This window comes from Mesorhizobium maamorense, from assembly GCF_044998965.1.
Lineage (GTDB): Bacteria > Pseudomonadota > Alphaproteobacteria > Rhizobiales > Rhizobiaceae > Mesorhizobium.
Genome location: NZ_CP173356.1, coordinates 1239906 through 1254539 on the forward strand (window position 1 = coordinate 1239906; position 14634 = coordinate 1254539).

A 14634-nucleotide genomic window follows, 5' to 3' on the forward strand; every position below is an offset into this window, starting at 1 on the left:
CCTGGGGCGCTGGCTGGCATTCCTCTGCGGGCGCACCCGAGCAGGCGAGGGGTCGAGCTTGGTCGAGCGATAGCCTCATGCTACGTCGAGCGGATTCGTATTTTCGTCTTTGGTTTTGGCAACGAGCACTATCGGCGGTTCATGAAGACAGCCAAGCAAATCTTCGATCTTGCCGGCGCGGCGCTGCTGCTCCTGGTCACTTCACCCGTCCTGGCGCTCGCTGTCCTGGCTGTTCGTATATCGTCGCCCGGTCCGGCCATCTTTTCTCAAACGCGGGTTGGCCGCGATGGCGTGCTCTTTCGCTGTCACAAATTGCGCACGATGTATGTCGGCACGCCATCCTTGCCTTCGCACGAGGCGCCGGCGAATGCCGTGACGCCGGCCGGAAAGACCCTGCGGAAGTTCAAGCTCGATGAGTTGCCGCAGTTCTGGAATGTTCTGAAGGGCGAGATGAGCTTGGTCGGACCGCGTCCCTGTCTGCCGACGCAAACCGAGCTGATCGAGTGCCGCCGACGGCTGGGCGTTTCATCGGCGCTTCCCGGCATCACCGGCCTGGCTCAGGTCAAGGGCATCGACATGTCGGACCCGGCCCTATTGGCCGAAACCGATGCCGACTATCTCAAGGTCGCGTCGATCGGCCTTGATCTTCGCATCCTGCTTGCGACGATTTATCCAGGTTGAGCTTGCCTGCTGCGCGCCGCGATTTCGCTTAGACGATCAAGCGTCGCTGTTTCCGGCAGCCAGCCCTGCGAGACGAGCAGGGAAGGGTCGCATATCTGTGTCGCCGTCATGCTTTCCCAAAACGCCCGCTTGCCTAGCGCCACCGCGGCCATCCGCATCAGGCTGGCCGGTACGGCAGCCAGGCGCACCGGCCGCCCAAGTCCCTTACGGAAGGCGCTTACGACGGCTGCCACCGACACCGGAGGCACGTCGCTGGCTATATAGGCAGGGCTGAGCGGCCCCGGATGAGCCAACAAATGCCGCACGGCTTGCGCGGCTGCGTCGGCCGACACCAGCGAGCGGGTTCCTGTCAGAATACCTGTCGGCAGCGGCAGGCCCGTATCGGCCAGGCGCATCAGCATTGCCAGATTGCCCTTCATGCCGCTTGCGTAGGCCGCCGGCAGGCGCAGCACGGCCGCGTCGGCGCGGCCGTGCCATGCATAGGCGTCCAGGACTCTGATCTCGCCCTCGCGTTTCGAGCGCCCGTAGGCGCATTGCGGATCGGGGACCGTATGCTCGTCGATCGTTGCGCTGACGCGGGCGCCGATCACGGCCCGGACCGATGACAGTTGGATGAAACGTCCGGTTGCCTGCGTGGCAGCCGCATGCGCCAGCCGCGCGCTCAGTTCCGCGTTGACGGCTCGGTAGTCGGCTTCGGTGGCCTCGCCTTGATCATTGTTCAAGCCGGCGCAGTGAACGACGTCCGTGACGTCACGGGTGACGGCAAGGAAGTCCTTGGCCGGCGCATCGAAACGCGGCAAGCCAACGATGTCGCTGCCCGAAGCGAGCCTTTCTGGGTAGCGCGAGGCGAGGCGAACCTCCACCCCTGCCTCGCAAAGCCTTTGCACGACAAGGCGTCCGATGAAGCCCGATGCGCCTGTGACCAAGACCTTCATTGCCTTGCCCGGAGCCGCTATTGCGTGACTGGCGGAAGCGGCATCTCTTCCGGCAACGGGGCCTGACGTCCCGACGCAAGATAGGTCCCGGATACCAGGAAGACCATGAACACCGAATCCAGGATGTCTTGGCCGATCAGGATGCCTGTCATCCCGGCCGTCAGGTAGGTGATCACCATGACGACGACCATGGTGGCGCCAAAGCGCTCGATCGGGTCGGCGCTGTTGCGCAGGACCAGGGCGGCGTTTCTGCCGGCGACGACAAAGATCGCCGCCAAAGTCACGGCGCCCAGGATGCCCGCCTGTACCAATGCCGTCAGGAAGCCATTGTGGAAATGATTGAAACCTGCCGTTTTCGCGAACAGGTCTTGGAAGCCCTGCCTGATCAAGAGCTGGTTGGCGCCCACTCCGTGTCCGAACAAGGGCATGTCGCGAAATGCCTTCAGGCCGATGTCCCAGAGGGCAACACGTATTCCAAGCGAGGTGTCGGAATTGCCGTGCGCCCCAAGCGCGTCCCAATCAGAGCGCAGAAAATCAAATCTGTCGGATATCGTATGGAATCCGATAGCGGCGACCGCGACGCCGATCGCCGCCATCAGAAGCAGCAGACGGACGGCATTCTTCCCTTTCAGCCAATGCTGGTTGATCAACAGCACGGCAATGCCGGAAATCAGCAGCGCCAGCCAGATGATACGCGTGCCGGAATAGATGATGGCGATCGTTCCGCCGAGCGCTGCGCAGATCAGCGCACTCTTGTGCCTTTCGATGCCCGACAGAGCACCGGCCACGCAGGCCATCACTGCAAGGCAGACGACCGTGGCGAACACGATCGCATTTCCCGCTCCGCCCTCCGCCCTCATCCCGATCCAATATTGCTGGATGATCGCCAACAGCAGCGCGACGAAACAGGCGGCCATGCTGCTGAGGATTATGATCCGGACAAGGGTTGTTTTCTGCGTAATGCTCCAGGTTGAATAGGAGAGGGGGAAAAACAGGAAGGTGACGAGCGGGATCAGATGCGGCGCATCCCTGACAATTGCGTTATTGGCGAGCGAAGCCAGGAGATTTGCCGCGCAATAGGCATAGATCGCGATCGTGAGCGCCATCATCGCCCGGTCGATGTTGAAGCGCCTCTTTTTCGAGGCGATCAAAAGAACCGACCACAGGCCGCCGCCGTTGAACACGAAGCTCACCACAGACCCCAGGACCGGTGGAAAAAAGAAGCAAGCGATGGAAAAATAGATATTGATCCGCGCGGGCGAGAACTGCCGTCTTATCGATGAAAGCTGGCTCAAGGGCGGCTCACCATTCTCGGACGCTTCACACGGCGGATTGTCTGACGGCGGCGAACATAGCCCTGCCGAAATTGCCCGTGTCGCATCGTGCATCTGCCCGCTTTCAGGGGCCGGTATAGCGGCTTGGGTCTTTTTCTGAAAGTGCATCAAGGCCGATTGCCACCGAAAATCGGTAGTCGCTGGCAGACGATCGGATTTGGGCGCGGCGAAGACTGCGTGCTTTTCATCAAGCAATTTTTTCCCCCGCATTTTCTCAGCCGCCGGCGTGACAAGCAGGAATTTCCGCATTTTGACGCATGGATGGAAAATTCATTCCCGAACCACTCCTTGCCAGGCGCGTCTTGCATTGTTCTGGGCAGCGGCGATCTGCTAGAACGCCCGCAAGAATAACATTGTCCAGAAGCAAGCTTGAACCGGGCGGGAAGCCCGATGATTTGATGCCAGGTCTTCTGTCGGAAGGCACGAGAGAACGCTAGACAGGCCATGACAACAGCGCTTACGCACCTGCAGCGGCTTGAGGCCGAGTCAATCCACATATTCCGTGAAGTCGCGGCCGCCTTCGCCAAGCCGGTCATGCTCTATTCCGTAGGCAAGGATTCGTCCGTGCTGATGCACCTGGCGATGAAGGCATTCTATCCCGCCAAGCCGCCCTTTCCGTTCCTTCATGTCGACACAACCTGGAAATTTCGCGAGATGATCGCCTTTCGCGATCAGATGGCGCAAAAACTCGGTTTCGATCTCCTGGTTCACGTCAACCAGGATGGCGTGCGCGACAACATCAATCCCTTCGATCATGGCTCGAACACCCACACCCATGTGATGAAGACCGTGGCGCTGCGCCAGGCGCTCGACAAATACGGTTTCGATGCCGCCTTTGGCGGCGCCCGCCGCGACGAGGAAAAGTCGCGCGCCAAGGAGCGCATCTTTTCCTTTCGCAACGCCCAGCACGTCTGGGATCCGAAGAACCAGCGTCCCGAAATGTGGAAGATCTTCAACACCCGCATCGCCACGGGTGAATCGATCCGGGTCTTTCCGCTGTCCAACTGGACCGAGCTCGACATCTGGCAGTACATCCTGCAGGAGAACATCCCGATCGTGCCGCTCTATTTCGCCAAGCAGCGGCCGGTCGTGGAACGCGATGGCATGCTCATCCTCAAGGACGACGATCGCATGAAATTGCGCCCCGGTGAGACGATCGAGAATCGGCTGGTGCGCTTCCGCACGCTCGGCTGCTACCCGCTGACCGGCGCTATCGAATCGGAAGCAGACACGCTGGAAGCTATCGTCGGCGAGATGCTGACCGCGCGCACCTCCGAACGGCAGGGCCGCCTGATCGACCGGGACGAAGCCGGCTCGATGGAAAAGAAGAAGCGCGAGGGGTATTTCTGACCATGCGCCACATCATGGCAAAGAGCCTCGCACCTACCGACGGCGTCCGCGACTATCTGGCGGCGCAGGAGAAGAAATCGCTGCTGCGCTTCCTCACCTGCGGCTCCGTCGACGATGGCAAGTCGACGCTGATCGGCCGCCTGCTGTCCGACACCAAGCAGATTTTCGAGGACCAGCTCGCCGCGCTCGAACGCGATTCGCGCAAGCACGGCACGACCGGCGACGACATCGATTTCGCACTGCTGGTCGACGGTCTCGAAGCCGAGCGCGAGCAAGGCATCACCATCGACGTCGCCTATCGCTTCTTCGCCACGCCAAAGCGCAAATTCATTGTCGCCGACACGCCCGGCCACGAGCAGTACACGCGTAACATGGCCACCGGCGCGTCCACCGCCGACCTGGCGATCGTGCTGATCGATGCGCGGCAAGGCGTGCTGCGCCAGACCAGGCGCCACTCGATCATCGCCTCGCTGCTCGGCATCCGCCATATCGTGCTGGCCGTCAACAAGATCGATCTCGTCGATTTCGACCAGGCGGTCTTCGACCGGATCACGCAGGACTATCTGCAATTTTCGCGCGATCTCGGCTTTGAGACCATCGTGCCGATCCCGATGTCGGCGCGCTACGGCGACAACGTCACCGGCCGCTCCGACAGGATGGAATGGTATTCCGGCCCGACGCTGATCGAACATCTCGAAACCGTTTCGGTCGACGAGGCCGCGGCCGAGCTGCCGTTCCGTTTTCCGGTGCAGTACGTCAATCGCCCCAATCTCGATTTCCGCGGCTTCGCCGGAACGATCGCCTCGGGCGCCATCTCGCAAGGCGACGAGGTCGTCGTCGCCAAATCGGGCAAATCCTCCCGCGTCAGGCGCATCGTCGCGCAGGGTGGCGACCTCGCCCAGGCCGTGGCCGGCCAGGCCATCACGCTTGTCCTCGATGACGAGGTCGAGATTTCCCGGGGCAACATGCTGGTGGCGCCTGCGGCACGCCCGCAGGTCGCCGACCAGTTCGCCGCCAACATCGTCTGGTTCGACGAACATGCGCTGCTGCCGGGCCGCTCCTATATCCTGCGCACCGAGACCGACCAGACCAGCGCCACGGTCACCGACCTGAAATACCGGGTCAATGTCAATGACTTCGCCCGTGAAGCTGCCAAGTCGCTCGAGATGAACGAAGTAGGCATCTGCAACATCTCGACGCGCACGCCGATCGCTTTCGACACCTTCGCCGAGAACCGTACAACCGGCGCGTTCATCCTGATCGACCGCATCAGCAACGCCACGGTCGGCGCCGGCATGATCCTGCATTCGCTGCGCCGTGCCGAGAACATCCATTGGCAATCGCTCGATGTCGGCAAGCGGGTACGTGCCGACATCAAGAACCAGCGGCCCGCCGTGTTCTGGTTCACGGGGCTGTCGGGCTCGGGCAAATCGACCATCGCCAACCTGTTCGAGAAGAAGCTGTTCGCCTCCGGGCGCCATACCTACATTCTCGACGGCGACAATGTCCGCCACGGCCTCAACCGCGATCTCGGCTTTACCGACGCCGACCGCGTCGAAAACATCCGCCGCGTCGCCGAAGTGGCCCGCCTCATGGCCGATGCAGGGCTGATCGTCATCGTTTCCTTCATTTCGCCTTTCAGCGCCGAGCGGCGCATGGCCCGCGAATTGATGGCCGAAGGCGAGTTCATCGAAGTGTTCGTCGACACGCCGTTCGAGGAATGCGCCAGGCGTGACCCGAAAGGCCTCTACGCCCGCGCGCTCAATGGCGAGATCAAGAATTTCACCGGTGTCGACTCGCCTTACGAAGCGCCGGAAAAACCGGAAATCCATCTGAAGACACTCGGCAAATCGGCCGAGGAGATGGTAGATGCCCTGGAACACTGGCTGAACGAGCGTGACATTGCCGAAGACCAATACGACAATGGCGGCGGCATCTGACGACAGGTCGATGCTCGAAATTTTCGAGGGGCTCGCTTTGGCGGCCGGCCGCGAGGTCATGCGTGTGTTCCACGCCGGCTGCGCGGTCGACCAGAAATCAGATTCCTCGCCGGTGACCGAGGCGGACCGCGAGAGCGAGAAGATCATTCTGGCCGGATTGCGTGCCGCCTTTCCCGACATTCCCTGCGTGGCCGAGGAAGAAGCATCCGCCGGCATCGTGCCGCCGGATCTGGACGGGGCTTTCTTCCTGATCGATCCGCTCGACGGCACCAAGGAATTCGTCAATCGCCGCACCGATTTCACCGTCAACATCGCGCTTGTCCGTCATGGCGTGCCGGAAGTCGGCGTCGTCTTCGCGCCGTGCACGGGGCGCTTCTTTTCCGGGCTGCCGGGGAGGGCGGAATCCCTCGAAATAGATGGCGACTACCGCATCGTTTCTCGCCGGCCGATTTCGGTAAGAGCGGCTGCGACGCCGCTGGCCGTGGTTGCGAGCCGCTCCCACAATACGCCCGAAACCGAAGCCTATATTCGCGACCTCGGCGTCGCTGAGATCGTCTCTGTCGGCTCGTCGCTGAAATTCTGTCTGGTCGCCAATGGCGAGGCGGACATTTATCCGCGCTTCGGTCGTACCATGGAGTGGGATACCGCGGCCGGCGATGCCGTGCTGCGCGCCGCCGGCGGCATCACGCGCACGCTGGACGGACAGCCCTTGATGTATGGCAAGCGAAACCAGGGCGGCGATGCGGATTTCGCCAATCCGCATTTCATCGCCAGCGGCAGGGCAGGGGCAAGCCCCGCCTGAAGCCGGCTGACTACTCGGCCGCGGCCTGCGCCGAGTTCGATCCGACATAGTTGCGGATTGTCTCGATGATCCGGTCCTGATCGGCTTCGCTGAGATAGGGGTGCATCGGTAGGCACAGGATGCGCTTGGGCAATTGCTCGGATACGGCAAGACCGGTCGGCGTTCTCGGATAGTCGCGATAGGCGATCTGCTCGTGCAGCGGCTTCACATAGTAGATGACCGACGGAATGCCTTTTTCGCCGAGATGCGCCTTCAGCCCGTCGCGCTTGGGCGTCTCGATGGCGTATTGCGCCCAGGCCGAGCGGCTGCCGTCCAGGTCACGGGCTGCCGTGACGACATCGCCAAGCCCTTCGGCATAACGGTTCGCTACCATTTGCCGGGCAACCATCTCGTCCTCGAGAATGGCCAGCTTTTCGATCAGGATCGCGGCCTGCAGCGTGTCGAGCCGTGAATTGATGCCGACCCGGATGTTGTCATATTGCGTCTCGCCCTTGCCGTGGAAGGCGAAGGAGCGCAGCTTATCGGCCAAGGCATCGTCGTTGGTGAACATCGCTCCGCCGTCGCCGTAGCAGCCGAGCGGCTTCGCCGGATAGAAACTGGTCGAGCCGACCGTGCCGAACGACCCGCACATCTTGCCGTCCGCCGAACCGCCCATCGACTGGGCGGCATCCTCGATCACCATCAGGCCTTCTCGGTCGGCGATCGCCATGATGGCATCGTAGTCGGCGGCAAGGCCGAAGAGGTCGACCGGAATGATCGCCCTGGGCTTCAGCCGGCCTTCGTTCTTGATCATCGTGATCGCCGCCTCGAGGCTGGCGATATCGATATTGTAGGTGTTGGGATCGACGTCGACGAACACCGGCTCGGCCTTGGCCAGCGCTACCACTTCCGCCGTGGCGGCAAAGGTGAAGCTCGGCACGAACACGGCATCGCCCGGACCGATCCCGGCGGCGAACAACGGCAAAAGCAGTGCGTCGGTGCCGTTGGCGCAGGCCACGACATGCTTGACGCCGACATAGGCGGCGAGCTTTTTCTCGAATTCGGCTACCTGTGGACCGAGAATATAGCGGCCGTCCTCGACGACATGGTCGATCGCTGCCTTCAGCCGGTCGCGGATTCGTTCGCGCTGTGCGCCAAGATCGATGAACTGCATGTCGTCCTCAAACTTTTAACCAGGCGGTCTAGCCTCGGCCCGCTGGTATCAGAATTGCGCCTACCGAGAAAGCCGGGCGCGCGGAGCGACAAATTGCCCGATCGTGGCAGTCTGTTACCGCATTTTCCGGTGTCGGTCAGCCAGACGCCGGAAATCCGCGCTTCGTCGGGCGCAATTACGGCCTTAGAACCCCAGAGTCGACCCTGCGAAACATAAAGTGATCGGCCGGCTCAATCCATGTTGGGCCGTACCACGGCCCGAACCTGGGTCAGCCAAGGCCTGAGAACGGCCAGTCCGCAGTGCGGCAGCTATCCGAAGATAGGAATTTTTTCTTGACGGGGTGAAGGCAACTATGCTACATATTTGGCTATGGTGCTGAGTTGCGCCAAGGACCCACCGCACAGGCGGGTTTTCTTTACTACCTCATCAACAGCGCGCCGGCGAAGGTTCCAAGGAACCTGTTAATTCGGATTCGTTCCTCTGGCGCGCCACTCAGGCGATCTCATGGCGCCAGGGCGGATTGGCGCCGGCCCGCGATACCGTCACCGCCGCCGCTTTGGCGCCGAGTGTCAGGGCCGCACGGATGGCGTCCTCGGAAAGGCCTGAAATCGCCGCTTTCGTTAGCCGGCCCTGCTCATGCAGCGAGGCGAGGATGCCGGCATTGAACGTATCACCGGCGCCGACCGTATCGACCACCTCGACTTTTCGCGGCGTTACGCTGACCGTGTGGTCCCTGGTGTAGCCGACGGCGCCTTCGCTGCCATGGGTGACGACGATCAGCTTGGGTCCGCGGTCGAGCCAGTTGCGCACGACATCCTCGTGCGAGCCGGCTTCGTCGAACCAGTGAAGATCTTCATCCGAGAGTTTCACGATATCGGCCATCGCCATCATCTCGCGGATACGCTTCAGATGCTTTGCCTTGTCCGGGATGAAGTTCGGCCGGATGTTGGGATCGAGCATCATGACGCGACGACCATGCTCGCGCTTCATCAATTCCTCGTAGGCGGCGCCAGCCGGGTCCGAAATAAGGCTGATGGCGCCGAACAGCATGGCCTCGATCTCCGGACCAAGTTGCGGCAGATCCTCGCCGGTCAGCATGCGCCCGGCGGTGTTCTCGTCGTAGAAAGTGTAGGTTGCCTGGCCATCGTTCAGCCGCACGAAGGCGAGCGTCGTCGGCCGGGGCGAAGTGTGCGCATAGGTGGAACTGACCTTGCTCGCCCCGAGCGCTTCGCGGAGCTGGCCGCCGAACAGGTCCGACGACAGGCCCGAGAAGAAGCTGGCAGGAGCGCCCAGCCGGCCGAGCGCAATGGCGGTGTTGAACACCGCGCCGCCGACATAGGGTGCGAAGGCCCGTTCTCCCTCCGTCGTCGTGCGCGGCAGCATATCGATCAGGGCCTCGCCGCAGCAAAGGATCATTGTCTTGTCGTCTCCGGCGGATGGATCACGCCCTTGCGGATGATGATGTTGGCGTAGAGCCTGGGTTCGCTGGTCGCGACGATGGCGTGCGCGGCCCTGACGCGTGCATAGAAGTCGGCACCGGCCAGCGCAACCACCTTGCGCCCGGGCGCGCGTTTTGCACACAGCACTTCGATTTCATGATGCACGGGATCGGCGAGCGAGGGGTCGCCCTTGGCCGAGGCGCGAAACAGCGCCTCCGGCACGACGTCATCGACGGGCAGCACGCTCAATATGGCGTCCAGCACCGGCATGAGATGGTGGCCGTCGGCCCGCACCAGCCGCCTTGCCTGCTCTTCGGCCGGGTAGTTTCCATCGACCAGGGCGATTTCGTCGCCATGCCCCATCGCACGCAGGATCGCCAGAAGCTCCGGACCGAGCAGCGCCGGGATTCCGATCAGCATTCAGATGCTCCTGGAAATCGTGGTCGAACCGATCAGGAAGCGCTCGGATAATGGCAGGCTGGCGCCGCCGAGAGCGCGCGCGTGAATACCGACGGTGCCTTCGCGGACGTTTGGCAGTTTCAATCCCTCGGCATCGACCGTGTCGATGGTTGCGATGACGGCGTCGACCAGCCTGCGGCGCACCTGCGTCGGCATCCAGCCGTCGATCACCGCCGCCTCGAAGTCGATGACGGACGATGCCGCGACGATGGCATAAGCGAGCGCCCGCGAGGCGTTTGTGATCCAGTCGTCGAGCTCGGCGCCGATCTCGCCCCAGTCCTCGGGCGACGTCCAGAGATGCGAAGCCTCGACGCCACGTGCATTGAGCGCTTTTTCGAGCATGGCGATCGAGGCCACGTCGATCAATTGGGTCGGCTTTCCCTCCGGTCCGGGCACCGGCATGGAGCCCAGCGCGCCGGCGTTGCCGGTCGGGCCGCCAAAGAGCCGTCCGTTGAGGACGATGCCGCCGCCGGCAAAGGCGCCGATATAGAAATAGACGAAATCACGCGGGGCGCCTGCCTGGCCGAAGACCAGTTCCGCGCCGCAGGCCGAAGTGGCGTCGTTCTGCAGATAGACCGGAAAATCGCATTGCGCCTGGATGTCGGCGCGGATATCGCGATGGCGCCATTCGTCCATGACGTCGCGCGGCGCGCCGGCGGTATCGGCCCAGTTCCAGAGCTCGAAAGGCATGGCGATGCCGAGCCCCGCTATGCGTTTGTCCTGCGCGGGCGAAAGCTCGCCACGCATCTTCTTCATGCCTGATGTGACGAATTCCACCGTCTCGCGCGGGGCAGGGTAGCGGTAGGAATGCTGCAGCATCGAACGTACATTGCCGAGGAAATCGATCAGCACGAGTTCGGCGCTGCGGCGGCCGATCTTCAGGCCGATGAAGAACGCGCCTTCGGGATTGAGCGCCATGGGGATTGAGGGCTGGCCGATCTTGCCGCGCAGCGGCGCCTGCCGCAGCAGCAGGCTTTCCTCCTCGAGCTCGCGCATGATGACGGAGACGGTTTGCGCCGACAGTCCGGTCATGCGGGCGATGTCGGACTTCGCCAGGCTGCCATGCTGGCGCACCAGCGAGAGCACCAGCCGCTCATTGTGGTCCCGCATGCCGCTCTGGTTGGTGCCGCGGTGAATAAGGCTCTCATTCGCCTCGGGCGAACCATGCCTGGCAATGGCCGTCTCCACCCTGTTCCTCCCGTCATTTCCCCTCGAGGCTTTTGGAACAGAATGTGCGAACGGCGCAAGGCTGTCAATAATAAATAAGAGTGATTTAATTATTGACAGAGAGATTGGTCTGGTGTCATTTGAGGCAGGCATCCCACCGGGAGAGGTTGCTTGGATGCCGTACGGGTGCCGGTTGGCCGGCATCCGGAATGTTCCACTGGGAGGAAAATCGTGACCAATACAAAACTGTTGAAGTCCACCGTCTTTGCGGCGGCCGCTCTGGGCCTGATGGCATTCGCCTCGTCCGCATCCGCGGCCGGTGTCGGCGCCTGCCTGATCACCAAGACCGACACCAATCCCTTCTTCGTCAAGATGAAGGAGGGTGCGACCGCCAAGGCCAAGGAGCTTGGTGTCGACCTCAAGACTTATGCCGGCAAGATCGACGGCGACAGCGAAAGCCAGGTCGCGGCGATCGAGAGCTGCATCGCCGACGGCGCCAAGGGCATCCTCATTACCGCGTCCGACACCAAGGGCATCGTGCCAACCGTGAAGAAGGCGCGTGACGCCGGCCTGCTGGTGATCGCGCTCGACACGCCGCTCGATCCGATCGACGCTGCCGACGCGACCTTTGCCACCGACAATTTGGAGGCCGGCAAGCTGATCGGCGCCTGGGCCGCCGCGACGCTCGGCGACAAGGCCAAGGACGCCAAGATCGGCTTCCTCGACCTGACCCCCTCGCAGCCGACCGTGGACGTGCTGCGCGACCAGGGCTTCATGATGGGCTACGGCATCGACGTGAAGGATCCCAACAAGATCGGCGACGAGGATGACGCGCGCATCGTCGGCCATGACGTCACCAACGGCAATGAGGAGGGCGGCCGCAAGGCGATGGAGAACCTTCTGCAGAAGGACAACACCATCAACGTCATCCACACCATCAACGAGCCGGCTGCGGTCGGCGCCTATCAGGCGCTCAAGGCCGTCGGCCTGGAAAGCCAGGTGCTGATCGTCTCCGTTGATGGCGGCTGCCCCGGCGTGAAGTCGGTGGCCGAAGGCGTCATCGGCGCGACATCGCAGCAATATCCGCTGCAGATGGCGGCACTCGGCATCGAGGCCATCGCCAACTTCGCCAAGGACGGCACCAAGCCGAAGCCGACCGAAGGCAAGAACTTCTTCGACACCGGCGTCAATCTGGTGACCGACAAGCCGGCCAATGGCGTGAAGTCCATCGACACCAAGGAAGGCCTCGCCAAGTGCTGGGGCTGATGCCGGTCTGACTGGCAACGAAAAACGGAGCGGCCGGACTTGATCCCCGGCCGCTTCGGGTGGACGATGGTCGCGTGACCGCGAACAATCCCGGCAGGAGACCGGAAAGGCGTGGACGGGTGTCGCCGCGTGGCTGATACCCTACGGGGAGGAAACATGTCTCAAGCTCAGGAATTCGAGAAGGTTCTCTCGGGCAGCGACACGAGCGTTGCCGCGTTTGACGAGCATAAATCGGCGGTCAGACGCATCCAGCATTTTCTGCATTCGACGCCGGCCGCGGTGCCGCTGATCGTTCTGGTCCTGGCGATCATCGTGTTCGGCCTCACCATTGGCGGGCGTTTCTTCTCGTCCTACACGCTGACGCTGATCCTGCAGCAGATCGCCATCGTCGGCATTCTGGGGGCGGCCCAGACCCTGGTCATCCTCACCGCCGGCATCGACCTTTCGATTGGCGTCATCATGGTGATTTCGGCCGTGATCATGGGCAATTGCGCCGTCAGCTACGGCCTGCCGAGCGTCCTTGCCGTGGCGATCGGACTTGCCGCGGGTGCTGCCTGCGGGCTGCTCAACGGGGTGCTTGTCGCCTACATGAAACTGCCGCCATTCATCGTGACGCTCGGCACCTGGAACATCGTCATGGCGACGAACTTCATCTATTCGGCCAATGAGACGATCCGCGACACCGACGTAGACGTTCAGGCGCCGCTGCTGCATCTGTTCGCGCTCAGCTTCAAGGTCGGCACTGCTGTGCTCACAGCCGGCGTGATTGCGATGGTCGCGCTCGTGCTGCTCCTCTGGTACGTGCTCAATCACACGGCATGGGGCCGCCATGTCTACGCTGTCGGCGATGACCAGGAGGCGGCGAAACTGTCGGGTATCCAGACCAAGAAGGTGCTCATGACGGTCTATACCCTGGCCGGGCTGATCGCCGCTTTCGCCGCCTGGGTCTCCATCGGTCGCAATGGGTCGATCTCGCCGTCGGCCGCCGTGACCGACTATAATCTGCAGGCGATTACCGCCACGGTGATCGGCGGTATTTCTCTTTTCGGCGGCCGCGGCTCGATCCTCGGCACGCTGTTCGGCGCGATGATCGTCGGTGTCGTCTCCATGGGCCTCAACATGCTGGGCGCCGATCCGCAATGGAAGGTGCTGCTCACCGGCGTGCTGATCATCGGCGCCGTGGCGGTCGATCAATGGATCAGAAAGGTTTCGGCATGACCCAGGACCCTATCCTCACCGCTCGCGGACTGGTCAAGCGCTACGGCCGCGTCACCGCCTTGGACAATGCCGATTTCGACCTCTACCCCGGCGAAATCCTCGCTGTTATCGGCGACAACGGCGCCGGCAAGTCGTCGCTCATCAAGGCGATTTCAGGCGCTGTGGTGCCCGATGAAGGCGAAATCCGGCTTGAGGGCAAACCGGTCGCCTTCAAGTCGCCCATGGAGGCCCGCGAAGCCGGCATCGAAACCGTCTACCAGAACCTGGCGCTATCGCCGGCGCTGTCGATCGCCGATAACATGTTTCTCGGCCGCGAGATACGCAAGCCCGGCTTTGTCGGCCAATGGCTTCGCATGCTCGACCGTCCGGCGATGGAAAAGCGCGCCCGCGACAAGCTGACTGAACTCGGCCTGATGACCATCCAGAACATCAGCCAGGCGGTGGAGACGCTGTCGGGCGGCCAGCGCCAGGGCGTGGCAGTGGCGCGCGCCGCCGCTTTCGGCTCCAAGATGGTCATCATGGACGAGCCGACGGCAGCACTTGGCGTCAAGGAAAGCCGCCGCGTGCTGGAACTCATCCTCGACGTGAAGAAGCGGGGCCTGCCGATCGTGCTGATCTCGCACAACATGCCGCATGTCTTCGAAGTGGCAGACCGCATCCACATCCATCGGCTGGGTCGTCGGCTGTGCGTCATCGATCCCAAACAACATACAATGTCCGATGCCGTCGCCTTCATGACCGGGGCAAAGACGCCGCCGGAAGCGGCGCTGGCGGCCTGAACTGCCAAATTGCCGCTGGTAAGTCACCTCCGGCTTATTTAAATCGATTGAACGTTTGCTGCAATGCGGTAGCATGGGCTGGGATGAATGATGAAAGCCGGTATGATCGTG

Annotated in this window: 13 protein-coding genes; 7 read left to right on the forward strand and 6 right to left on the reverse strand. The window is 62.3% G+C overall.

From position 1 onward, the window contains the following. Positions 1-141: 141 nt before the first annotated feature. Positions 142-681, forward strand: a complete 540-nt coding sequence (locus ACIU1A_RS06350) for a sugar transferase (RefSeq protein WP_140494844.1) — start codon at positions 142-144, stop codon at positions 679-681. Here ACIU1A_RS06350 and ACIU1A_RS06355 read toward each other — a convergent pair. Together ACIU1A_RS06355 and ACIU1A_RS06360 are read right to left on the reverse strand one after the other, a co-directional pair. Next, the gene (locus ACIU1A_RS06355; RefSeq protein WP_404926891.1) at positions 669-1616 is read right to left on the reverse strand and encodes an NAD-dependent epimerase/dehydratase family protein; all 948 of its coding nucleotides are present in this window, start codon (positions 1614-1616) and stop codon (positions 669-671) included. The two genes, ACIU1A_RS06350 and ACIU1A_RS06355, sit on opposite strands and share 13 nt — an antisense overlap. 17 nt (positions 1617-1633) lie before the next feature. After that, positions 1634-2911, reverse strand: a complete 1278-nt coding sequence (locus tag ACIU1A_RS06360) for an O-antigen ligase (protein WP_140514968.1) — start codon at positions 2909-2911, stop codon at positions 1634-1636. A gap of 483 nt (positions 2912-3394) precedes the next feature. Here ACIU1A_RS06360 and cysD point away from each other — a divergent pair, with 483 nt between their 5' ends. Genes cysD through cysQ form a run of 3 tightly spaced genes read left to right on the forward strand, consistent with a single transcriptional unit; the run spans position 3395 to position 7042 of the window. Further along, positions 3395-4300 carry a sulfate adenylyltransferase subunit CysD gene (cysD, locus tag ACIU1A_RS06365; protein ID WP_140638718.1) on the forward strand — a complete coding sequence of 302 codons (906 nt, stop codon included), beginning with the start codon at positions 3395-3397 and terminating at the stop codon, positions 4298-4300. A gap of 2 nt (positions 4301-4302) precedes the next feature. Further along, positions 4303-6240, forward strand: a complete 1938-nt coding sequence (gene cysN, locus ACIU1A_RS06370) for a sulfate adenylyltransferase subunit CysN (protein WP_181170895.1) — start codon at positions 4303-4305, stop codon at positions 6238-6240. A gap of 10 nt (positions 6241-6250) precedes the next feature. Continuing rightward, on the forward strand, positions 6251-7042 hold the full coding sequence (gene cysQ, locus ACIU1A_RS06375) for a 3'(2'),5'-bisphosphate nucleotidase CysQ (RefSeq protein ID WP_404926892.1): 792 nt from the start codon (positions 6251-6253) through the stop codon (positions 7040-7042). A gap of 10 nt (positions 7043-7052) precedes the next feature. Here cysQ and ACIU1A_RS06380 read toward each other — a convergent pair whose 3' ends face one another. The 4 genes from ACIU1A_RS06380 to ACIU1A_RS06395 all read right to left on the reverse strand — a co-directional run bounded on the left by ACIU1A_RS06380 (position 7053) and on the right by ACIU1A_RS06395 (position 11281). Further along, positions 7053-8195, reverse strand: coding sequence for a DegT/DnrJ/EryC1/StrS family aminotransferase (locus ACIU1A_RS06380; RefSeq protein ID WP_404926893.1), 1143 nt, complete (start codon positions 8193-8195; stop codon positions 7053-7055). Positions 8196-8687: 492 nt separating this feature from the next. Then, on the reverse strand, positions 8688-9611 hold the full coding sequence (locus tag ACIU1A_RS06385; RefSeq protein ID WP_140494831.1) for a carbohydrate kinase: 924 nt from the start codon (positions 9609-9611) through the stop codon (positions 8688-8690). After that, entirely contained in the window at positions 9608-10054 is a 447-nt protein-coding gene (locus tag ACIU1A_RS06390) for an RbsD/FucU family protein (protein ID WP_140638723.1), read from the reverse strand. Before ACIU1A_RS06390 ends, ACIU1A_RS06385 begins: the two co-directional genes overlap by 4 nt. Beyond that, positions 10055-11281 carry an ROK family protein gene (locus ACIU1A_RS06395; protein WP_404926894.1) on the reverse strand — a complete coding sequence of 409 codons (1227 nt, stop codon included), beginning with the start codon at positions 11279-11281 and terminating at the stop codon, positions 10055-10057. It lies immediately after the preceding gene. A 267-nt stretch (positions 11282-11548) separates the two neighbouring features. On the opposite strand from ACIU1A_RS06395, the gene ACIU1A_RS06400 reads away from it, so the two are divergent. From ACIU1A_RS06400 to ACIU1A_RS06410, 3 genes are all read left to right on the forward strand, one after another. Continuing rightward, complete coding sequence (locus ACIU1A_RS06400; RefSeq protein ID WP_404927863.1) at positions 11549-12526, forward strand: sugar ABC transporter substrate-binding protein; 978 nt, start codon at positions 11549-11551, stop codon at positions 12524-12526. A 156-nt stretch (positions 12527-12682) separates the two neighbouring features. Next, positions 12683-13744 (forward strand): ABC transporter permease, encoded by a 1062-nt coding sequence (locus tag ACIU1A_RS06405; RefSeq protein ID WP_140494823.1) that lies wholly within the window; start codon positions 12683-12685, stop codon positions 13742-13744. Beyond that, positions 13741-14523, forward strand: coding sequence for an ATP-binding cassette domain-containing protein (locus tag ACIU1A_RS06410; protein WP_140495053.1), 783 nt, complete (start codon positions 13741-13743; stop codon positions 14521-14523). The genes ACIU1A_RS06405 and ACIU1A_RS06410 overlap by 4 nt, the downstream gene beginning before the upstream one ends. Positions 14524-14634: the final 111 nt, after the last annotated feature.